21 protein-coding genes and 1 pseudogene are annotated in these 20,449 nt (G+C 70.7%); 14 read left to right on the top strand and 8 right to left on the bottom strand.

Translation table 11 applies throughout. The annotated features are described in order from the left end of the window. Positions 1 to 580 precede the first annotated feature (580 nt). On the top strand, positions 581 to 1,366 hold the full coding sequence (locus AB0C84_RS13920; RefSeq protein WP_361065481.1) for a methyltransferase: 786 nt from the start codon (positions 581 to 583) through the stop codon (positions 1,364 to 1,366). 185 nt (positions 1,367 to 1,551) lie between these two features. Here the strand turns inward: AB0C84_RS13920 and AB0C84_RS13915 are convergent. Continuing rightward, positions 1,552 to 1,808: pseudogene (locus AB0C84_RS13915) on the bottom strand (UvrD-helicase domain-containing protein); the annotation flags it as partial. Positions 1,809 to 2,039: 231 nt separating this feature from the next. Then, positions 2,040 to 2,690, bottom strand: a complete 651-nt coding sequence (locus tag AB0C84_RS13910; protein WP_361065239.1) for an NUDIX hydrolase — start codon at positions 2,688 to 2,690, stop codon at positions 2,040 to 2,042. A 183-nt stretch (positions 2,691 to 2,873) separates the two neighbouring features. Between AB0C84_RS13910 and AB0C84_RS13905 the strand changes: the two genes are divergently transcribed. The 4 genes from AB0C84_RS13905 to AB0C84_RS13890 all read left to right on the top strand — a co-directional run bounded on the left by AB0C84_RS13905 (position 2,874) and on the right by AB0C84_RS13890 (position 5,940). Further along, positions 2,874 to 3,266 carry a hypothetical protein gene (locus tag AB0C84_RS13905; protein WP_361065236.1) on the top strand — a complete coding sequence of 131 codons (393 nt, stop codon included), beginning with the start codon at positions 2,874 to 2,876 and terminating at the stop codon, positions 3,264 to 3,266. A gap of 177 nt (positions 3,267 to 3,443) precedes the next feature. Beyond that, a complete protein-coding gene (locus tag AB0C84_RS13900) occupies positions 3,444 to 4,730 on the top strand; it encodes a PAS domain-containing sensor histidine kinase (protein WP_361065233.1) in 1,287 nt (428 codons plus the stop codon). A gap of 107 nt (positions 4,731 to 4,837) precedes the next feature. Further along, entirely contained in the window at positions 4,838 to 5,398 is a 561-nt protein-coding gene (locus AB0C84_RS13895) for a hypothetical protein (protein WP_179847730.1), read from the top strand. A 14-nt stretch (positions 5,399 to 5,412) separates the two neighbouring features. Then, on the top strand, positions 5,413 to 5,940 hold the full coding sequence (locus AB0C84_RS13890) for a hypothetical protein (RefSeq protein ID WP_361065230.1): 528 nt from the start codon (positions 5,413 to 5,415) through the stop codon (positions 5,938 to 5,940). Positions 5,941 to 5,953: 13 nt separating this feature from the next. On the opposite strand, the gene AB0C84_RS13885 is transcribed toward AB0C84_RS13890, so the two are convergent. Beyond that, complete coding sequence (locus AB0C84_RS13885) at positions 5,954 to 6,772, bottom strand: zinc-binding dehydrogenase (protein ID WP_361065227.1); 819 nt, start codon at positions 6,770 to 6,772, stop codon at positions 5,954 to 5,956. 112 nt (positions 6,773 to 6,884) lie between these two features. Between AB0C84_RS13885 and AB0C84_RS13880 the strand changes: the two genes are divergently transcribed. The 4 genes from AB0C84_RS13880 to AB0C84_RS13865 all read left to right on the top strand — a co-directional run bounded on the left by AB0C84_RS13880 (position 6,885) and on the right by AB0C84_RS13865 (position 9,876). Further along, entirely contained in the window at positions 6,885 to 7,532 is a 648-nt protein-coding gene (locus tag AB0C84_RS13880; protein WP_361065224.1) for a helix-turn-helix domain-containing protein, read from the top strand. Continuing rightward, complete coding sequence (locus tag AB0C84_RS13875) at positions 7,529 to 8,437, top strand: hypothetical protein (RefSeq protein ID WP_361065221.1); 909 nt, start codon at positions 7,529 to 7,531, stop codon at positions 8,435 to 8,437. Before AB0C84_RS13880 ends, AB0C84_RS13875 begins: the two co-directional genes overlap by 4 nt. Before the next feature lie 460 nt (positions 8,438 to 8,897). Further along, positions 8,898 to 9,218, top strand: a complete 321-nt coding sequence (locus tag AB0C84_RS13870) for a DUF6355 family natural product biosynthesis protein (protein WP_361065218.1) — start codon at positions 8,898 to 8,900, stop codon at positions 9,216 to 9,218. Positions 9,219 to 9,510: 292 nt separating this feature from the next. Next, positions 9,511 to 9,876, top strand: a complete 366-nt coding sequence (locus AB0C84_RS13865; RefSeq protein ID WP_361065215.1) for an Mth938-like domain-containing protein — start codon at positions 9,511 to 9,513, stop codon at positions 9,874 to 9,876. 72 nt (positions 9,877 to 9,948) lie between these two features. Here the strand turns inward: AB0C84_RS13865 and AB0C84_RS13860 are convergent, their stop codons facing one another. Beyond that, positions 9,949 to 11,394: a serine/threonine-protein kinase gene (locus AB0C84_RS13860; RefSeq protein ID WP_361065212.1), complete on the bottom strand. Its 1,446-nt coding sequence runs from the start codon at positions 11,392 to 11,394 to the stop codon at positions 9,949 to 9,951. 735 nt (positions 11,395 to 12,129) lie between these two features. On the opposite strand from AB0C84_RS13860, the gene AB0C84_RS13855 reads away from it, so the two are divergent. Beyond that, positions 12,130 to 12,930 carry a hypothetical protein gene (locus AB0C84_RS13855; protein ID WP_361065209.1) on the top strand — a complete coding sequence of 267 codons (801 nt, stop codon included), beginning with the start codon at positions 12,130 to 12,132 and terminating at the stop codon, positions 12,928 to 12,930. A gap of 134 nt (positions 12,931 to 13,064) precedes the next feature. Here AB0C84_RS13855 and AB0C84_RS13850 read toward each other — a convergent pair whose 3' ends face one another. Together AB0C84_RS13850 and AB0C84_RS13845 are read right to left on the bottom strand one after the other, a co-directional pair. Next, a complete protein-coding gene (locus AB0C84_RS13850; RefSeq protein ID WP_361065206.1) occupies positions 13,065 to 13,259 on the bottom strand; it encodes a DUF397 domain-containing protein in 195 nt (64 codons plus the stop codon). Next, positions 13,256 to 14,071, bottom strand: a complete 816-nt coding sequence (locus AB0C84_RS13845; RefSeq protein WP_361065203.1) for a DUF5753 domain-containing protein — start codon at positions 14,069 to 14,071, stop codon at positions 13,256 to 13,258. The genes AB0C84_RS13850 and AB0C84_RS13845 overlap by 4 nt, the downstream gene beginning before the upstream one ends. A 103-nt stretch (positions 14,072 to 14,174) precedes the next feature. Between AB0C84_RS13845 and AB0C84_RS13840 the strand changes: the two genes are divergently transcribed. Next, positions 14,175 to 14,600, top strand: a complete 426-nt coding sequence (locus AB0C84_RS13840) for an ATP-binding protein (RefSeq protein WP_361065199.1) — start codon at positions 14,175 to 14,177, stop codon at positions 14,598 to 14,600. Between the two features lie 136 nt (positions 14,601 to 14,736). Here AB0C84_RS13840 and AB0C84_RS13835 read toward each other — a convergent pair whose 3' ends face one another. Beyond that, positions 14,737 to 15,189 carry a hypothetical protein gene (locus tag AB0C84_RS13835; RefSeq protein WP_361065196.1) on the bottom strand — a complete coding sequence of 151 codons (453 nt, stop codon included), beginning with the start codon at positions 15,187 to 15,189 and terminating at the stop codon, positions 14,737 to 14,739. 282 nt (positions 15,190 to 15,471) lie between these two features. Between AB0C84_RS13835 and AB0C84_RS13830 the strand changes: the two genes are divergently transcribed. Together AB0C84_RS13830 and AB0C84_RS13825 are read left to right on the top strand one after the other, a co-directional pair. Further along, entirely contained in the window at positions 15,472 to 16,020 is a 549-nt protein-coding gene (locus AB0C84_RS13830) for a hypothetical protein (protein WP_361065193.1), read from the top strand. Between the two features lie 260 nt (positions 16,021 to 16,280). Further along, entirely contained in the window at positions 16,281 to 16,832 is a 552-nt protein-coding gene (locus AB0C84_RS13825; RefSeq protein WP_361065190.1) for a hypothetical protein, read from the top strand. A 48-nt stretch (positions 16,833 to 16,880) separates the two neighbouring features. Here the strand turns inward: AB0C84_RS13825 and AB0C84_RS13820 are convergent, their stop codons facing one another. Continuing rightward, complete coding sequence (locus AB0C84_RS13820) at positions 16,881 to 17,288, bottom strand: limonene-1,2-epoxide hydrolase family protein (RefSeq protein ID WP_179847718.1); 408 nt, start codon at positions 17,286 to 17,288, stop codon at positions 16,881 to 16,883. A gap of 50 nt (positions 17,289 to 17,338) precedes the next feature. Between AB0C84_RS13820 and AB0C84_RS13815 the strand changes: the two genes are divergently transcribed. After that, on the top strand, positions 17,339 to 20,425 hold the full coding sequence (locus AB0C84_RS13815; RefSeq protein WP_361065186.1) for a BTAD domain-containing putative transcriptional regulator: 3,087 nt from the start codon (positions 17,339 to 17,341) through the stop codon (positions 20,423 to 20,425). The last annotated feature ends 24 nt before the right edge of the window (positions 20,426 to 20,449 follow it).

Below are 20,449 nucleotides of genomic sequence, written 5' to 3'. Positions count from 1 at the left end.
CTCGTCCTCCCGTTTGATGGGGTACTGATTTCAGGTTCGTTCCTGCTGGCCCGCGGCGAGCGGGGTCGGCGATGCGAGGCCGTGGGGCTTTGCGGACGGCGACGCGGTGTGCTGGGGGGCGTTTCGTTCGGTGTGGTGCCGCGCGGTGGCGCTTGGCCGGTCGCCCTGCGCTGGCGGCGGGTCGGCGGGTGAGGCGGTCGTGCTGGTGCCGGTCCGGGTCCCCGGACGCGGCTTTTCAGTTCGGACAGCGTTCTTGGATCACGTGATGGTCGTGCAGGTTCCCGCGGCGCGAGTAGGTGTTCGAGCGGCCTAGATGGTCGAGTGATGGCGGGGCGGGCGCCGGTGAGCGCGGTCCTTTGTCTTCCCTGCGGCGCGTGAGCTTGCCGATGGAGCCTGCTCGCAGGCGATTCCGATTCTGCGGATCGGGTGCCTGTCGTTCTTGAGGGTTTGGGTTCTCTCTTCCCTTCTTCTGGGGCCGTGGTTGCGAGCGAAGATCGCGGGCCGACTGTCAGTAGGGGAAGTTGTGTGGACCGCCGGTGAACGCATCGGGGGCCACGCCCAAACGAAATGGAGGACGATCATGGCTCGTATGCCTATGCTGGACTCTCTCCGCCCGTTCTTCGAGAAGAGGGAGCTCGTCAGGCCGACCGCCGGTGACGGCGACGGTCACCTGGACGCCGCGCTGATTCCGTCGTGGCGGTCCAGCGGGGACGCCGATCGCTACCGCGGCTACCAGGCCGCGTGGGTGACGCCGTACCTCGGCCGTTCGGTGCTCGACGCCGGGGCGCAGACGGGCGAGCTGGTCGCCCGGATCGTGAGGCGGGGCGCCAAGCTCGAACGCCTGGTGCTGACCGACCACGAGCAGGGCTGGGTCGAACACCTGCGTCGGCGCTTCACCGACGCCGAGGTTCTGGGTCTGAGCCTGCCGGGCCGTCCCGACATCGCGCCCGTCGACACGGTGCTTCTGGTCAACGTCCTCGGGCATCTCGAACACGACGTCGAGACGATCGCGGGGCTCGGCGATGTTCTCGTGCCGGGTGGCCGGGTCGTCGTCTGGGAAGCCGGATATCCGGAGCTGTTCAGCGATTTCGATCGCGACCAGGCCGGACGCCGGCGGCGGTACACGCCGGAGGGCCTGGCCGAGAGGCTTCGGCTCGCCGGGCTGGAAGTGGAGATCAGCCGACCCGTCAACCTCCTGGGTGGGCTGTTCAACCGCGTCATGGTCGGTCGCACGGCCGACTTCGCCGACCCGCGGCTGGTGAGGCTGTACGACCGCCTGGTCGTTCCGCTGAGCCGGCTGTTCGACCGGCTGCCGTTGCGCTTCGGGCAGAACGTGTTCGCGGTCGCGAGGGTGCCGGCCGAGTGACCTTCCGGGTCCTCGTGACGGGGACCCGTGCCAAGTCGAGCGCGGGCGGTCCTCTGGATCCGCCCGCGCTCTTCTCGTTGGCTCAGCGGGGGTCGCCGGTATTCCAGGCCCTTGAAGCGGTGCATGGTGCCGACGTGGACGACGTCGTCGAGGCGCGGGCCGTCGAGGTCGTCCCAGGACTCCTCGCCGAGGAGCCGGACGGCGGAGCCGAGGATCTCGTGGGTGGTGCGGTAGCTGAGGGTGAGGCGGGTCGAGCGGCGGCCGCGGATGTCGATGCCGAGGACGCTCAGCGACACGTGGTCGTCGTAGAGGCGCTGGTGGACGTCGCCGACGAGGAAGATGTCGTCGGGGCCTTCGGGGACCATGGCGCGCAGCATCTTCCAGTGCGCGGCGGCGAGGTCCTGCGCCCGTCCACGACGATGTGCCGGAAGCGGAGCCGCATGCGGGGGAGCGAGGCGTCCTCGGTCCGAGGAGGCGGTGCCGGTGGGAGGCGAACCACATTGGCGGCTTGGAGGAGGCCGTGGGTTCTGGTGGGCGGCGTCGGGACGAAGATCAGGGCCCGGCGGTGTGCGCCGGGCCCTGAGTTGTGCGTTGATCAGCCGGCGACCTGTGGGAAGCCGGACGGTGGTGTCAGGAGGGCCGGTGACCCGTCCCTCCTACTCGGTTGCGGTCGTCAGGCCGCCGCGAACCAGTCGGTGAGCATGCCGACGTGGTTCTCGGAGGTCACCTCACCTCCGTGGGCGTTCTTCAGATCGGCGGTCAGCTCCTGGAGCGTGTTGGCACGCACCCAGGCCGCCTGCTTCGCGTCGTCCCGAGGGAACACCCTCGGGAAGTCGCGCCGGTTCAGCGTTCCCAGGTCCACCGTGCACGGCACGGTGACGATCCAGGCCTCGTCCGACGAGCGCTTGCTGGGCACGTAACGCGGCTTGGTCGCGTACCACACCCGGCGCCGCAGGTCCAGGCTCGCTTCCTCGCGCAGCTCGCGGCACGCCGCGATCACGGAGGTCTCACCCGGGTCCTGGAAGCCGCCGGGGAGGCCCCAGCCGCGACCGCGGTTCCGCTCGACCAGGACGATCCAGCGGTTGCCGTTCTCGTCCCGAACCGAGGCGAGCGCGTCCGAGGTGCGGTTCTCGGCCCAGCCGCCCAGCAGGTTGCGACCACGCTGGATGGACGTCTTCTCGCACGGGTTGACCGGACGGCCGTTGACCACCTCGAAGGGGATCAAGGCCAACCGCTGCCGGGCCGGCCAGTTGATCCTGGTCGGGTCCGTCTCGGGATCCGCCCAGTCGGCTGCCAGCACCTTCGGGTCTGTGTGCTCACGCATGTTGGTTTTCTCCTAGTTTGTTCCGCTTGATCGGCGGGGGCTCTTTCACACTCCCCCGCCGATACAGTCCGGAGACCCCGGACGGTCGCAAGCTCCGCGCGTCGAGTCATCCCGATCCCCCGGCCCCGGACGTGGAGGGAAAGTCGATGGACACGCAGGTGCGAAGGTCCGCATCCTGCTCATGTGGGGAAGATGGAGATGATCGCCGCCCGGGTCGCCGAGGGCGCGACCGTGGACTTCCGGCCCTCAGGGTCCTCGATGGTCCCGCTGATCCGGAGCGGGGATCCGGTCACCGTCGCGCCGGTCGATCCGGCGAGACTGGAGGTCGGTGACATCGTGCTCGCCCGCGTGGCCGGGACGGTCTACCTGCACCTCGTCTCGGCCCTCGACCCCGCCAGGGGCCGCGTGCAGATCAGCAACAACCGCGGCCGGATCAACGGCTGGACGGGACGCGAACGGGTCTTCGGGATCTGCGTCGCCGTCAAGGGAGATCAGCGCGCGGGTGCCATGGCGAAGGTCGTGGCCCAGGAGCCGGCCCCCCGGGCGTCCGGCCGAACTCCGCCCAGTGATCAGTGAGCCCCGGGTTCTGGGCGACGGCCTCGGGCGCCTGCTCGGCGGCGCCGTCATGGTGACCAGCGGACGCGGTGCCGGGGCGGTGCGGCCGCGCCACCTCCCGAGCAATTGGTGATTCGTTGAGGGCATTTCGCCTCTTTGTTGGACGTTGGTTGCCCACAGCATGGATAGAACAGGTATATGACCGATGTCGACTTCTCAGCGATCTTCGAGGCGTCGCCGGTGGCGATTTCGATCTTGTCGTCCGCTTGGGAGTACGTCACGGTCAACCGCGCCTACGAGCGGCTGACGGGCTGGTCACGGGACCAGCTGATCGGCCGGAACGTGTTCGAGGTCTTCCCGGGCGGGCCTTCGGGGCGCAGCGCCGACCAGCTGCGGGCCTCGTTGGAACGGGTGGTGGAGACGGCCGAGGTCGACACCATGCCGTTGCAGCGCTACGACACCGAGGAGCCGGGCCGGCGAGGAGTCTTCCACGAGCGGTACTGGACCATCGTCAACGCCCCGATGCCGGGGCCGGACGGACAGGTGGCGAGGGTCATCAACCGGGTGGAGGAGGTGACGGGCTTCCTCCAGGCGCTGCGCGAGGCCGAGAGCGACACCGGCTCGCAGCCGCGGGCGCTGGCCGCGCAAACGAGTGCGATCGAAGCGGAGCTGTTCGTGCGGGCCCGTGAACTGCAGGAGGTCAACCAGCGGCTGCGGCGTGCCCAGGAAAGCGAGCGGCTGGCCACGGTCGCGGCACGGCAGGCGTTGCGGCATCAGCAGCAGGTGGTCGCCGACACGTCCCACGATCTGCGCGGTCCGCTCGCGGCCCTGCGGACTCGTCTGGAGGCTGCCCTGCCCGATCTCGACGCCGATTCCCGCCAGGTCCTGCACGCCGCGCTGTGCGACGCTGAGCGTATCGGCGACATCGTCGCCGACCTGCTGGAACTGGCCCGACTTGAGGCCGGCGTCCCCATGCGGACGCAGCAGGTCGACCTGGCGCACCTGGTCCGGACCGAGACCGACCGCCATATCCAGAGCCACCGGCCCCTGGACCTCCATGTCGCCGTCGACGCCGACGCCGGCGTCGCCGTGGCGGCTTCGCCCGTCCAGATCGCCCGCCTGCTGAACAACCTGATCGACAACGCCGAACGCCATGCCCGGACCCGCATCGACATCACGGTCGCCCAGGGACAAGGGGAGGCGGTGTTGAACGTCACCGACGACGGGAGCGGGATCCCCGCCGAGGAACGTGAGAAGGTTTTCCAGCGCTTCTACCGGGGTCCCGACGCCCGCCGATCCGATCCCGGAGGCACCGGCCTGGGCCTGGCCATCGCCCGTAAGATCGCGCAGAGCCACCACGGGGACCTGTACATCGCCGACCACTCACCCGGCACCCGCCTCACACTGCGACTGCCCCTCCAACACCCTGAAAGCCCCGCCAGCGGCAGTGCTGCTTCGGGTGGCGACACCCCCGACGACCGGTGAGGTTCCCGCACGCACCCGGCTCAGGTCTCCTCGGCCGATCGTGAAACCGGCGGGGCGGTTCGGGAGTCTCACCTCCGTTCCCTGATCCTCCCCGACGAAAGGTGATCGTGAGCGAGCAGCTCGACCAGGTCTTCGGCCGGTTGGTCCACCGCAGCTGGGAGCGTTTCTCCGAGGAGCTCCACACCCGCGAGATCGACGATCTTCTCGTCGGCGCCGTGATCACCGCGGCGGTCGCCCACGGCAACGCGCTCATCGACCTGAACTCCGACGGCAACCACCACTACCTGCGGTTCCAGCACCGGGAGCGCAAGCATCGCCTGATGTTCCAGCTCACGCACCGGGCCGGCACCGTCACGGCCGCCAAGACGCTCGGCCAGCACGCGGCCGTGACGATCGCCTACGGCGAGTACGTGCGGGACGCCCGGACGGTGTGGCAGGCACTGAAGTCCGAGGTGAAGAGCGGTTTCCTGGACGTCGGAGAACCCGGCGTGTTCACCGTCGACGCGGACATCGCGTCCGGCTACGTCTACGTGCAGGTGCCCCTGCTGCTGGACCTGGACCAGTACTTCGCCGACCACTACACGGTGAAGTACCCCGTCCTGCAGGAGCACATCGCCGCCGTCACCCAGGCCTGCGCGAAGTACCTGCACGGCCGCATCGCCGCCTGAACCGGAGGACCGCCATGCTTTCGATGATCAACAAGTTCAAGAACAGCGCCGAGGAGCGGGAGAGCAAGGACGAGGCCCTCATCGGCGAGATGGTGTTCACGATGGCGCACCTGGGGTGCCCCGTCATCGGGATCAAGTCCGGCGCGGATCTGCAGTACGTCCGGTTCAAGCCGGTCGGCGACCCGGTCCTGTACAGCTTCACGATCGTGCTGGACCGCAAGACGGGGGACGGCGTGCTCCAGCAGGCCGTCCTCGGCAGCAAGGCGACGCTGACGTTCGTCGCCGAGGTCAAGAACCACATCGCCGATCCCGACGATCTGGTGGCGATGTTCCGGACCGACATGGCGAACATGCTGCGCAGCCCGTGGTTCGGCGACGTCAAGCTCGACCACCAGCTCAACTCGATCACCGCCACGAAGAAGCAGCTCATCGACATCGACGACTACGCGGACGCCGACGGCGCCGACCGCGACCGGCTCCGGCAGCTCCTCCAGGGCACCATGCAGGAACTGCGCGAGAAGGTGGCCCCGTACAAGAAGTGATCCGCCGGCCGGGTCAGGGGGTCAGGACGATCCTGCCGAACACCTCGCCCGCGTCCATCTTCTGGTGGGCCGACGCCGCATGGTCGAGTGGCAGCACCTCATGGACGGCCGTGTGCAGGTTCCCGTTCGCGGCCTCGGCGAACTGGGACGTCCGCACGGCCGTCCTGTCAGGGGTGGGGACGGTGTCGGAGCTGAAGGTGGCGAATGACAGCGACCTGCGGAAGGCGTCCATCAGCCGCATACCGAAATTCTCGGGTGGCTGTCCGCCGACCACTCCGACGGCCATGAACCGCCCGTCGGGGTTCAGCCTGTCCAGGAAATGAGGCAGCCGGGGCCCGCCCACGACGTCGATCACCACGTCGAAGCCCAGGGGCGCGCCAGGGCCACCGCCCTCCCCGGAACGGTCGAGGACATGGGTCGCGCCCAGGTCCCGCAGGCGGGCGCCGCGCTCGGCCGACGAGGTGGTGACGGCCACCGCGGCGGCGCCGGTCAGGCCGTCGGGCAGCGGCAGGACGTCCTCGACCGCGGCGACGGCCTGCTCGGCGTACCCGCCCGCCAGGCCGGTGGACGCCCACACCCGCCGGCCCCTCCACGAGGCGTTCACGCCCTCCCCCACCGCGGTCACGCGGCCCGCGACCTCGCTGCCGAGGAGATGGCCCTCGCGGAAGCCGTGGGCGGCGAGCATCCCGCGGCGGATCACGGCGTCCACGCCGCCCACCCCGATGGCCTCCACGGCGATCCGCACCTGCCCCGGCGCGGGGACGGGCGCGGGCAGGTCGACGACCGCCAGCCCCTCGGGGGCGCCGAACTTCCTGATGACGACGGCTTTCATCCTGACTCCTCCGGGCGGTGCGTGGGCGGTGACCCGGCCCCCAGGGCGAGGCGGCGCCACCGGTCTCGGAACGTCATGGGCGCACCCGCCCGGCTGGCTAAAGTGAGACGCGATGAACGGCCGTCTGCCTCACACCGAGCGCTCCGACGCACGCGACAACCGGGCCCGTATCCTGGCCGCCGCCCGCGCGGTGTTCGGTGAGGAAGGCCTCGGTGCGCCGATGCGGAAGGTCGCCCGGCACGCGGACGTCGGCCAGGCCACGCTGTACCGGCCTTTCCCGACCAAGCAGGATCTGATCGCGGAGGCCTTCGACGAGCAGCGGCGGGCTTGCCGGGCCATCGTCCGCGACGCCCTCGCGGACCCGGATCCGTGGCACGGATTCCGGAGCCTGGTCGAGCGGATCTGCGAACTCCACGCCCGCAGCCGGGGGTTCGCCGACGCATCCATGGCGGCCTTCCCCGAGGCCATGGACTTCGCCGCCGATCGCGAGCGGACTCTGCGGGCGGTCGCCGAGTCGGCCCGCCGCGCTCAGGAGACCGGCCGGCTGCGCTCCGGGTTCGTCGTCGACGACCTGGTCCTCATGCTCATGGCCCACCGGGGCTTGCAGGACGCACCGCACGACGCCGGGCTCCGCGCGTCCCGCCGTTTCGCCGCCTACGTCATCGAGGCCTTCCACGCCGCTCCGGAGTCGGACGCGCCCGCGCCCCTGCCGCCCGCACCGCGCCTGCACCTGGGCCTCGCGAACGAGCAGCCTTCATGAGCACAACGGCAAGAAGCCCGCTGGATGGCCTGGAGGCGGTCAACTGGGCTGAACTCCACCACGCGTACGGGTCGGCTGAAGACGTCCCCGGCCAGCTCAGGACACTACTGTCGGCAGACGCCGAGGAACGTCACCAGGCTCATGCCCGGCTGGGCGGGAACGTCTACCACCAAGGAACCCGCTGGCAGGCGAGTTGCCATGTCGTTCCGTTCCTGACCGAAATGGCGGACGATCCGGCAACGCCGGACCGTGCGGCGGTGGTCGATCTGCTTCGCGCCGTCGCGCTCGGAGACCGCGACGACACCTGTCTCCCTTTCGAGCCCGACCGTGAGTTCGCCCAGGCCGACAACGTGACCGCCACCGACGTGGCAACGGTCGTGGAATGGCTCTATAACGAAGACGACGAGCCCGGCGAATGCGAGGCCGTCGCGGTTTCCTGGGACCGCGACGCCTACCTTGCGGCAGCCGCGATCAGCGACCGGTTCGTCGTCTGGACGAAAGATCCTGACCCCGTGGTCGCCGCGATGGCGGCTGAGCTGCTGGCCTGGTTTCCCGCCACCCCACGCGCGGTCTCGCATCTGATGGAGATCCCCGAAACCCGGGAACACCAGATGGCGCGGGCGAGCGCCAACCTCAGCCTCGGCTATCTCGCCCCGGACGAACCGGCGATCGATGACCGGTTGACTGCCTTGCTCGCCGCCGGGACGTTCGGTGTCCAGCTCACCGCGGCCGTCGCCCTCGCGATCCGGCTCGGCGAGCAGATACCCGACGCCGGACTGCGCGTACTCGCCGAGGCCCGGGACCATACTGACGAGATCAGCGCGACCGCGTTCCCGCTCCCCTGGGACCGATCACTTCTCGGATTCGCCGCCCTGGCCCTCTACCGCATAGGCCTGTCGCCCTAGCTCCAGTTCTTCGGCGGAAGAGAGCCGAACTGCACGGATACGTGGGTTCTTCGGTCTGACGGCACGGTGGTGCCGAGGCCTGGGACGAGACCGCCACGACCGTCACCCCGGGTCGCCCTCGCGCACCTGGTGGAGGGTGGTGCCGACGCCGCGCGAGGGCAGGACAGGGACGAGGCCGGGCCTGAGTGGCGATCGACGCATACCGGCCGCCCGCCGGCCACCGCCTCGGCAACGAAGGCGCCGACGGTGTCGATGACCGGCGTCGTAGTGGGCGCGGGGTCGTCCAACGTGTTCATCCGGAGGGCCCCGAAGAAGTGAACCCGAGCGGTACTCATGGACGACGCCGGATCCCCCCAGAGAAGGATACTAAGCGTAGTCAAGTCATTGCACTATGTGTTCATGGGGTCCGGCCGCGCATGGAATGCCCATGTAACCGGGCCCCTGTGTCAGGAGGACGACCATGAACACATCCACGCGTCTGAGCATCGGGGCGTTTGCCGTGGCGGCGAGTTGCACGCTGCTGACCGCTGCGACCCAGACCGCGCAGGCCGCTCCGGGCGGCCGGGCGGCGATGGCAGCGCCTCCGCCGTGCGGTCTGCACGTCCGCGGGAGCCAGGACTACTACACCAACTGCGCGGCGGTCAGCGAGAAGATCTGGGTCACCGTCAACTGGGGCTACGGCAAGGAGAACCACTTCCGCTGCATCCAGGCCGGTGAAAGGCAGAGGCTCGGCTACTACCTGTCGATCCACAACACCTACCACGACAGCTGGAACTGCTAGCCGGTGATGGTCCGCAGGCATGTCGTGCGGCGATGATCGGTCCCGCGCTGGTCGGGCGGCCTCGACGGTGGTCGAGGCCGCCGCGGCCGCTCCCGGGGAGGCGCTCTTGACCGTGCCGACCCAGGTCTGCGAAGCGCAGGTCCGCACGGCCCAGGGGCCGCGTCGGTGAGGTTCGCGCGGCTCAGGTTCGCGCCCGGCCGCCGGCGCCGCGGCTCGGGCGGCTCCAGGCGCCGATCGGCGGGGATACTGCTCTGCACAGCAGGAAACGCCATGGGACGGAGAGGAAGCCGCGATGACGACGTCACCTCAGATCACTCATGTCTCGTGGGGCCGCATGGAGGTCGAGGGTCTCGAACCGGGCAAGGATTTCAAGCTTCACCCCGGTGGGGGTCGTGCCTGGGACTGGTCCGAGACGGGGACGCGTCACGAGCCGGGGATCCAGCCCGCCGACGTCCAAGAACTCCTCGACCATGGATGCACGGTGATCGTGCTCAGCCGTGGCATGGAACTACGGCTGCTGACCATGCCGGAGACCCTCAAGCTGCTGGAGAAAGCGGGGGTCGAAGTGCATGTGAAAGAGACCGCGGTCGCCGTGGAGCTCTACAACGAGCTTGCCCGGTCGACGGCTGTCGGCGGTTTGTTCCACTCCACGTGCTGATCGGGCGGCATGCCAGGTGGAAGTGCCTGCTGGACGGGTCACCAGCGAGTCTTACAGCCGGCCCCGGCGGGTTCAGAGCTTCTCCTTGAGGGCCCTTTCGATGATTTCGGCGATCTGGAGGACCTTCGTCCGCCGCTCCTCGTCCGTGCGCGACGAAGAAGATTCGCTGAGGTAGACGCCTATCTCGGCGTTCCGGAGGGTGAAGATGAGCATTTCGGCATGCCAGTCGCTCTGTCCGTCGCCGGGCAGGTTCTTCCGGACCGCCGCATCTCCGAGGCCCGGAACCTTTGTCCAGGCCGGCAGATCGGCCACCGTCGATCTCCGAGGAAGGGAGGCGCGGATCGCGAGCGTGCCGTCGACGGTCTTGGAACTGCCGTCGTCGGAGACGACGTCGCTCCACGTGCAGGCGTCGGCGTCTCCATGATCTTGATAGGGGCCCCAGTCCAGGATCTCGCTCTCGTCGGGGTCGGACAGGGTCTCCCTGAGGGCGGGGCCGTCGCTGACGATGGCGCAGGCGTCCGGGATCGACTCGAACTCGTCCTTCGAGCCCGAGGCGGACGAGCCCTGGAAGGGAAGCTTTCCCCCGCCCGCGACCGCGACCAGGACGAGCGGGATGAGGAGGACGAGAACGCCGGCGAAAATCAGGACGCCCTTTCCCGGTTTCTGCGGTGCGGCCTTCTCCAGCAGCGGCCTCGTCGGGGTTCGCCCGTCCTCAACGGCTTTCAAGCCCTGCGCGGCCTGCCGCGAGTCCCAGCGTTTGCCGGGATCTCTGTCCAAGAGGCCCTTCAGGACCGGCTTCAACGCGCCGGATTGAACGAAGGCGGGGTCGTCTCCCATGAGGAGCCGGCCGATGAGGACCTCCAACTCATCGGCCTGGAAAGGCGGATGACCCTCCACCGCCATGTACAGGGTCGCCCCCAGTGACCACAGGTCCGACGCCGGGCCCGGCGTGCCGGTACGGAACCGTTCGGGGGCCATGAAGACGGGCGTTCCGACGAAACCGCCCGTCCTGGTGTACGCGGTGGCGTTGGAGACCGCCGCGATCCCGAAGTCGGCGAGGAGGACACGGCCGTCATCGGCGACCAGGACGTTGGCGGGCTTGACGTCGCGGTGCAGGATGCCTGCTCTGTGCGCGCAGTCCAGCGCGTCCAGCAGGGCGAGCCCGACCTGGGCGGCCCGGGCGGCGGGGAGCGGTCCGACGTCGCGGACGATCTGCTCCAGAGAGCGGCCCTGGACGTACTGCATGACGATCCACGGGCCCGCCGTGTCGTCGACGACGTCGTACACGTTGATGATCGAGGGGTGCTCCAGGCTCGCGGCGGCGCGGGCCTCACGCAGGAACCGGCCCTTGAGGACGTCCCGGTCCTCCTCGGCCAGGTCGTCGGGAACTTGGAGCCGCTTCATCGCCACCTGGCGTTCCAACGACCGGTCGTACGCCTTCCACACGATCCCCATTCCGCCCCGGCCGATCTCCTCGCCGAGCCGGTACCGGCCGCTGATCACGTCCCCTGGCACCACAGGGGAGACTCTATCTCCGTACAGACGCGGCTGTACGTTTGATCTGACGTTCGAGATCCGAGGGCCTCAGCCAGGGCCGGCCGCCCGCCTGCGGGCCTGTGGAGTCCCTGGCCCCGACGCCCTCGAGCAACGCACCCCTAACGCCTTTCGGCGGGCCTTCTCGATGACGGCGCTTCCGACATCGGACGTTCTCCCGGCTTGGACGAACGCCGAACGCCCGAGTCACATCGCACGAACTCCTCACCGCCGGGCAACCGTTCCGAGGGTCCAGCCGGTAGGTGTCGGTGACAGATCTGCTGGAGGGTCGGATGCGGGAGCGACCGGAGTACGCGGTGTCCGTGGCGGAGCGGTCGCGGCTACTCAGGAACGGCCTATCTGCCGTGCCGCGACTGGGCGCAGGCGGACGACCTGCTGCAGACGGCGCTGGTCAGTGTTCGACTGTGAGAGCGCCGAGTCCCTGGGCATCGTCTGGGACCAGTGCGTCGAAGGCGGGACGAGCAGGATCGAGATCGCGGTGCTGCCAGCGGAGGCGGGCAGGGTGCACGGCACCGGCGCCACCGCGCCGGCAAAGGCGGGCGTGGAACCGGGCCGGGAAAGTGGACGCTGGAGGTCTTTGCCCGCTGAGCCCCCGCAGAACCGCCGGGCGGCGCGCGTCCACCCTGCCGCCGCCGAGTCCTGGGTATTTTCTGTTATGCCAATTGACACAAGTCCATGATCGGTTCTAACGTCCTCCGCGTGAGCACCGGCAAGGGGCGTGGACGACCGCGCAAGGATCCGGACCGCCTGGCGCGATGGACGCCCCCGGAAGGCTGGTCGCGGCTGGTCGCCTGGGTCTCCCCCGAGGAGAAGAAGGCGCTCAAGCACGTCGCCGTCGACGCCGGGGTCTCCGTCGCCGACCTCGTCCGGGCCCTGGCCGGCGGGCTGGCCGCCGGCGCGATCACCCACGACGAGCTGCTCGGGCACGTCGAAAGGGGAAGGGACGTCATGGAGAAGATCCCCACGCTCTTCGAGCGCGATGACCGGTTCCGGGTCGTCGACCGCCCCAGGGCCGAGTGCGCCTGGGTGTTCGAAGGGGCCGGGACCGGCACCGAGAAACTCGACGGCACCAACGTCCGCCTCACCGTGCGGTCAGGCCTGCTGGTCCGGGTCGAGAAGCGGCGCAACCCGAGCAAGGCGCAGAAGCACCAGGGGATCGTGGACGGCTGGTACGTCGACGCCGCGGAGGGGGCCGAGGACAAGTGGATCCAGGCGGCGGCCCGCAACACCGACGTCTCCGAGTGGCCGGACGGCGAGCATCCCTGCGAGGCGCTCGGCCCCCGCATCCAGGGCAACCCGCTGGGGCTCGAAGAACACCGGTGCGTCCCCTTCGACGTTCAGGTGCCGACCTACGAGGACGTGCCCCGCAGCTATGACGGCCTGCGGGACTACCTCGCCACGCTGGACAGCAGGTTCGCTCCAGGCCACCTCGCCGAAGGGATCGTCTTCCACCATCCCGACGGCCGCCGAGCCAAGATCAAGCGCAGGGACTTCGCCTGACCACCACCGTTGATCAACTCGTCACCACCTGCTCATCGCCCAGAGCCCCTTGCCCCCGGACTACAACTCCTTCTGGCCGCCGAGCCCGCAGCCGGTCCTGGAGCGCCCAGCTCCAGGACCGGCCCGCACATTCGTCAGGTCCGGTCGAGAGCCCCATCCTTGATCCGCCGAAGCAGACTCTCGAACGCCTCCCCACCCACGGTCAACCGTCCCCCCTCGGGGTCCTTGGAGTCCCTGACCCCGACCCCCTCCGGCAACGCGGCCAACTCGACGCATGCCTCATCTGTCGCGCCACCGCTGTGCGAACTCTTCCGCCACGCGCTGGTCATGTGCACTCCTCCATCACCTTGCGGATCAGAGCCCGGGAGGCGTCCTCATGGAGGGCTTTCGCTCCGATCCGCTCGAAGTCCATGCTCAACTGCCTAATTTCGGAGGGCACCTCCACCAACCGGCCTCCGCGAAAAGCCCCGATGTAGGCGATGTCCCGAGTTTCCAGACTCATGATCTGGAACGGGCCGTCAAGCCCTAGGTAGGCCCCGGCCGACCTAGGGATGACCCGCATGATCACGTCGGCACGCTCGCTGAACTCCAGCAGGCGCTGGAGCTGGGCCTTCATCACCTCGGGTCCGCCGACTGGACGGTAGAGGACACCCTCGTCCAGCAACACGAGCAGCAGAGGTCCGCCCGTACCGCTCAGCAGCATCTTCTGGCGGGCCATGCGCGCGGATACGACGGTCTCGACATCGGAAGCGCCACCGGCCTGGACGAACGCACGCGCGTACTCCTCGGTCTGGAACGGGACGGGGATGACCTGACCCTGGTAGATCCTGATCATGGTGGCTTGCGACTCGTACTGGACGTACTGCCGGAACCAGTCCGGCTCATGCGCCGTACGAGCGAACCAAATCAGCATTTCAAAGAGTCTGGGGGTGTTGTACTTTTTATCGAGCACTCTCGCCTGGTCATCGTGCAACTTGAGGCGCCCGGCCTCCATGTTGGAAACAGTCGATCGCGCGGCACCGATGATCTGCCCACACTGGGCCAGCGAGTGATCATGCTTCTCCCGCTCAAAGCGCAGTGCGTACGCCAGAAAATGCCAGAGAGAGATCTTGGGGTCGAGCGGCTCCCGATTGTTGGCCATGCCCCCTCCAGTGTTTCCGGTTTTCCTAGATACACGCGAGGCTAGCTTGCGCGTCCGATCCTGGGGACGGAAATCCGGAAACACACAAGGAAAGGGCAGGGCAATGCTGACCACGCCGGACTGCCTGCTGCTCTCCATGCCGGCGTCGAAGGCCGCGCCGGGACTGGCGCGCACGCTGACAATGGCGCGACTCCACAAGTGGGACTGCGCGCATATTTCGGACGATGCATTCTTGATCGCCTCGGAATTGATCACCAATGCCGTCGTGACCACACCCGGCGAGGAGATCCGCTACCAATGCAGCCGGGACGTCGCCGGCGTCCTCATCGCCGTGTGGGACGCCAGCACGGCCGGCCCGCAACCGCGTCCAGTGGTGGAGCTGACGCTCGACACCCTGGACGTCTCCGAAGAGCACTGGGACGACAACGGCGGCCGGGGCCTCCCGATCGTCACGGCCCTGGCCGCCGAGTGCGGCTACTCGCCCGACCCGACAGGAGGCAAATGGGTCTGGGCCCGCCTCAAACCATGAACTCCACCGCTACGGCTCGGCCAGTGGCCTGCCTGGCCCCGGTGACGGGCGTGTCGATCCGCTTCGTGGCGGCTCCTCCGGAACGACGGGTGATCACGAAACGGGGGCCTGGCGTCGCCAGGCCCCCGCGGGTGGGTCAGACGTCGGCGATCGCGTCGCCGACGACGGCGCCGGCGGCGAAGCCGCCGATGACGGTGATGGCGGTGAGGAGGCCGAAGCCTCCGACCGAGACGAGGACCACGACGCCGAAGACGGCGGCGAGGACGAGACCGCCGGCGACGAGGCGCCCGCAGTCGTCCCTCGGCATGGCCGCGCCGTGGGCGGCGCGGTAGGCGCCGCGGACGACGGCGCCGGTGAAGCCGACGAAGCCGCCGAAGGCGCCGGCGATGAAGCGGTCGGAGAGGCCGGGGCCGACCACGTCGGCCAGGAAGCCGGAGCAGGCGGACCCCGCCGGGGCGCCGCCGAAGGCGTGGGCGATCTCGGCGATGTAGGAGGTGTGGAGCAGGTGCTCGACGAGCCCTCCGCCGCACACGCCCGCGAGGGCGCCGACCGCTATCGCGAGCAGCCCGTTCAGGACGGTTCTCTTCATGTTGGTTCCCGGTTTGCGTTGGGGCGCTCGTGCTTCACGAGCGCCGGTCGGTTGTTGGAGACCCCGTGCTTCACCACGGGCGCTGGGCTCTACCGTGCCGGGCCCGGCACGCTCGGCAAGCCGGCCGGAGACCGGCGGGGCCTGCGCCCGGACCGGGCGGTTCTCCCCCGGACCCGGTCAGCGGTGGTCAACGCGGCCGGAGTCCGGACGGTCCTTCGCGAAAGGGTCAGTGGCATACGTGTGTCCGGCGTCGCGTCGGACCTGTCAACTGACATACAAACCATGAACGTATTTCTTGGTGTCCGGATCCCCGTACGCAAGATCCTCAGGGGCGCCGCAGTAGCGGCGGCGGGCCTCGCGGCCGTCGTGGCCGCAGGGTGCTCCACCCACTCCGACTCGGAGACCCCGAACAACGAGCGGCCGCCGGCGGCGACCGCCCCCGTCGAGCCCGCGACCCCCGTCGCGAGCACGACCGCGACCGCGGAGCCGTCCGCGGAGCCGTCCACCAGCCAGCCGGAGGCCACGGCCTCCGACTCCGCCGCCCGCCCGGGCAAGGTCGTCGCCGCGTTCGAGGACGAGCCCGGGGGGCCGTTCCTCGTCCTCACGTCGATGGACGAGGACCAGGGCGACCTGGAGTACGCGGCGTCGCAGAAGTACGCCCTCCGGGCCCTGGACGTGACGGCGCTTCCGATCTCGACGGCCTGGAAGGTGAACGTCTCCAGCGACGTGCTCCAGGCCTGCGCGCCCAACCTGACGCGCATGGTGTTCAAGGACTACCCGTCCTGCGCGGGTTCCGCGGACGCCGCGCCCAGCACGACGACCGACCGGTGACGAGCCGGCCGGTGTGAGGCCGATCCCCGGGGCACGCAGCCCCGGGGATCACTTCTTTCGCGCGGTGGACCGCGCCGGCGGCGATGTCGTGGACGACGAGCCCTCCGCCGCACACTCCGGCGAACCCGGACCAGGCGGTTCTCCCCCGCGTCCGGTCAGCGGTGGTCGTCGCGGCCGAGGTCCGGACGGTCCTTCGCGAAAGGGTCAGTGGCATACGCGTGTCCGGCGTCGCGTCGGACCTGTCAACTGACACACAAACCATGAAGGCATTTCTTGGTGCCGGGCTCGGTTCCGTACGCAAGATCCTCAGGGGCGCCGCAGTAGCGGCGGCGATCCTCGTGGTCCTCGTGGCCGCCAGGTGCTCCACCCACTCCGCCTCGGAGACCCCGAACGACGAGCGGCCGCCGTCGGCGACCGCTCCCGTCGAGCCCGCGACCCCCGTCGCGAGCACGACCGCGACCGCGGAGCCGTCCGCGGAGCCGTCCACCAGCCAGCCGGAGGCCACCGCCTCCGACGTCTCGCTCCGCCCCGGCCAGGTCGTCGGCGCGTTCGAGGACGGGCCCCAGGGTCCGTTCCTCGTCCTCGCGTCGATGGACGAGTACCAGGGCGACCTGGAGATGATGTCGAAGGACAGCGACGCCCTCCGGGAGCTCGACGTCACGGGGCAGGAGATCTCGATGCTCTGGAAGGTGAACGTCTCCAGCGACGTGCTCCGGGCCTGCCGGCCCAACCTGACGCGCATGGTGTTCAAGGACTACCCGTCCTGCGCGGGTTTCCCGAGCGCCACGCCCAGCACGACGACCGACCGGTGACGAGCCGGCCGGTGTGAGGCCGATCCCCGGGGCACGCAGCCCCGGGGATCACTTCTTTCGGGCGGTGGACAGCGCCGCGGTCAGCAGGCCCTTGGCGGAGGCGGTCAGGAAGGTGGTCCAGTCGAAGTAGTCGCGCCAGAGGGTGATCTTGCCGTCGTGGACCTCGAAGGTGCCGCAGACCCAGAACTCGGCGCGCCAGGAGCCGCGTTCCAGGACGTCGGTGCGTTCGGTGAGGACGACCGGGCCGGTGGCGGCGATGTTGTGGACGCGGGCCTCGAAGCCGGTGCCGTAGCGGGTCATGGTGCGCAGGGTCTTCTCCACGGCGCGCAGGCCGCGCGCGGGAGGAAGCGGGACGTTCTGGTAGACCATGGCGGGGGCGGCGTGGGCGAGGGCCCGGTCGACGTCCAGGTCTTCGAGGGCGGCGAGGAAGTCGGTGACGATCTGGATCTCGGTCATGGCGTCCTCCAGAGGTCGGTGGAACCACCGTAGTGCGGGAGAATCGGGCCATGCGGTTCGGCATCTTGGGACCCGTCGAGGTCTGGGCGGACGGGGCGGTCGTCCCGGTGGGCGGGCCGCTGGTGCGGTCGCTGCTGGCCATGCTGCTCCTGGACGCGGGGCGGCTCGTCCCGGCCGAGCGGCTCATCGACGGGCTGTACGGGGAGGATCCGCCGAGCGGGGCGGCCAACGCGCTGCAGTCGCAGGTGTCGCGGCTGCGGCGGGGGCTGGGCGACCCGGCGCTGGTCGAGGGGACGCCCGCCGGGTACCGGATCGCCGTGGAGCGCGAGGACGTCGACGTCCACCGGTTCCAGCGGCTCGTGGCGGACGCCGGGGCCGCCGGGCGGCACGAGGCGGCCGGGCTGCTCGGGGAGGCCCTCGGGCTGTGGCGGGGGGCCGCGCTGGCGGGTGTGGGCGCGCCGTTCGCGGCGGGGCAGGCGGCGCGGCTGGAGGAGGAGCGGGCCTGCGCCGTCGAGGAGTACGGCGAGGCGGTGCTCGCGGAGGACCCCGGGGCCGCGGTCGCGGCGCTGCGGGACCTGGTGGACGCGCAGCCGCTGCGGGAGCGGGCGCGGGCACTGCTCATGCGTGCGCTGCACCGCGGCGGGCGGCAGGCCGAGGCGCTCGCGGTGTTCGAGGACGGGCGCAAGGTCCTGGCCGAGGAGCTCGGCGCGGACCCGTCGCGGGAGCTGGCGGACGTCCATCTGGCGATCCTGCGCGGGGACGCGCCGGCGGCCGTCCGGGCGAACCTGCCCGCGCAGCTCACGAGCTTCATCGGGCGGGAGGAGGAGCTGCGCCGCGTCGGGAGGATGCTCGCGGACGGGCGGCTCGTCACGCTGCTCGGGCCGGGCGGGGCGGGCAAGACGCGGCTGGCGATCGAGGCGGCGGCACGGGACGGCGGCGAGGTCTGCTTCGTCGACCTGGCGCCCGTGGTCCCCGGCGAGGTGGGCAAGGCACTGCTCGGGGCGCTCGGGCTGCGCGAGGGCGGGATGCTGCCGGCGCCCGGGGAGCAGCCGCCGGACGCGGTGGAGCGGCTGGTCACGGCGCTGGAGGGGCGGCGGGTGCTGCTCGTCCTGGACAACTGCGAGCACGTGGTCGCGCCCGTCGCGGAGCTGACGCACCGGCTGCTGAGCGCCTGCCCGGAGCTGCGGGTGCTGGCGACCAGCCGGGAGGCCCTCGCGATCACGGGTGAGGCGTTGCGGCCGTTGCCGCCGCTGGAGATCCCGCCCCCGGACGCGGCGCTCGGGGAGCTGCCCCGGTACCCGGCGGTGCGGCTGTTCCTGGACCGGGCCGCGGCGGTGCGCCCCGGGTTCGCGGTGGACGGGGGCAACGCCGGGGCGGTGCTGCGGATCTGCCGGGCGCTGGACGGGCTGCCGCTGGCGATCGAGCTGGCGGCGGCGCGGCTGAGGTCGCTGCCGGTGGCGGAGGTCGCGACGCGGCTGGACGACCGGTTCCGGCTGCTGTCGCGCGGCAACCGGACGGCTCCGCCGCGCCACCAGACGCTCCGCGCGGTCGTGGAGTGGAGCTGGGACCTGCTGGACGAGGCGGAGCAGACCCTCGCGCGGCGGCTGACGGTGTTCGCCGGGGGGCTCACGCTGGAGGCGGCGATGGGCGTGTGCGGCCTGGACGACGCCGACGAACTGCTGGTGGAGCTGGCCGACAAGTCGCTGGTGCAGAGCGACGGGTCCCGGTACCGGATGCTCGACACCGTCCGGGCGTTCTGCGCGGAGCGGCTCGCCGCGGCCGGTGAGCTGGAACGGTTCGAACGGGCCCACGCGGAGTACTTCGCCGGGCTGGCCCGGCGCGCGGAACCCCATCTGCGGGGCGCCGAGCAGCTGGAGTGGCTGGAGCTGCTCGCCGCCGACCACGGGAACCTGCACGCCGCGCTGCGGCGAAGCGTGCGGCCCGACCCCGCGCTGGCGCTGCGGATCATCGCGCGGCTGTCGTGGTACTGGTGGCTGCGGGGGCGCGTCGAGGGCGCGCAGCTGGCGTCGGACCTGCTGGACGTGGTCGGCGCCGGGCCGCCGGAGGGCTTCGACGAGGAGTACGTCCTGTGCGTCACGAACGCGGTGTCGGGCGGGATCACGGGCGAGCGCGCGGTGGCGTGGCTCGACCGGGCCGCCGAGCTGCTGCGGGGCATCGACGGTCCCGTCCGGTACCCGGCGGTCATCGTGCTGTGGGCGCTGACGGCGGGCCCGGAACGCACCGACCTGGAGGTCTTCCAGCGGCAGGTGGGCGACGACCCGTGGACGCGCGCGCTGGTGCGGATGAGCGACGGGTTCCTCGCCCAGTTCGGCGGCGACCTGGCCGAGGCGGAGAAGGCGTGCGAGGAGGCGGTGCGCGGTTTCCGGGCGTGCGGGGACCGCTGGGGGACGGCCAACTCGCTCGACCCGCTCGCGCAGGTCGCCGACTGGCGCGGCGACCGGGAGCGGGCCCGCGCGCTGCTGGACGAGGCGCTGGACCTGGTCGGGCAGCTCGGCGCCCTTGAGGACACCGCCGACCTGCTCTACCAGCGCGCCCTCGTCCACATCCGCGCGGGCGACCTGGACGCGGCGCGGGCCGACTACGAGCGCGGCATCGAGCTGGCGCGCCGGGCCGGCACCCCCGACAAGATCGCCGGGGGCTGCCTGGGGCTCGGCACGGTCGCGCGGCTGCGCGGGGACGCCGCCGGGGCGCGCGGCATGTACGAGGCGGCGCTGACCGGCTACGGCTCGGAGCGGTTCATCGCCGCCGCCGTGCGGGGCGGGGCGCTGGTCGGGCTGGGGTGGCTCGCGGCGGACGAGGGCGACGCCGGGCGGGCCCGGGGCCTGCTGCGCGAGGCGGTGGACATGTCGTTCGACCACCCGATCTTCGGCTACCAGGCGGACGCGGCGACCGCGATGGCGGGGCTGGCCGCCCGGGAGGGGGACGGGGAGCGCGCGGCGCTGCTGCTCGGCGCGAGCCGGGCGCTGCGGGGCGTGACGGTGTCCGGCGACCCCGACACCGAGCGCGTCCTCGCCCAGGTGCGGGCCCTGCTGGACGAGGACGCCCGCGAGGCCGTGTTCGCGCGGGCCGCGGCCCTGCCCCGCGACCGGGCGTTGGCCCTGCTCACCGGCGCCTGACCGGCCGCCGGCGGCGCCGTCAGC

It is taken from the genome of Actinomadura sp. NPDC048955, from assembly GCF_040649435.1.
GTDB lineage: Bacteria > Actinomycetota > Actinomycetes > Streptosporangiales > Streptosporangiaceae > Spirillospora > Spirillospora luteofluorescens.
The sequence above is the reverse complement of the archived record's forward strand: the minus strand, read 5'-3'. Positions and strand labels throughout refer to the sequence as shown.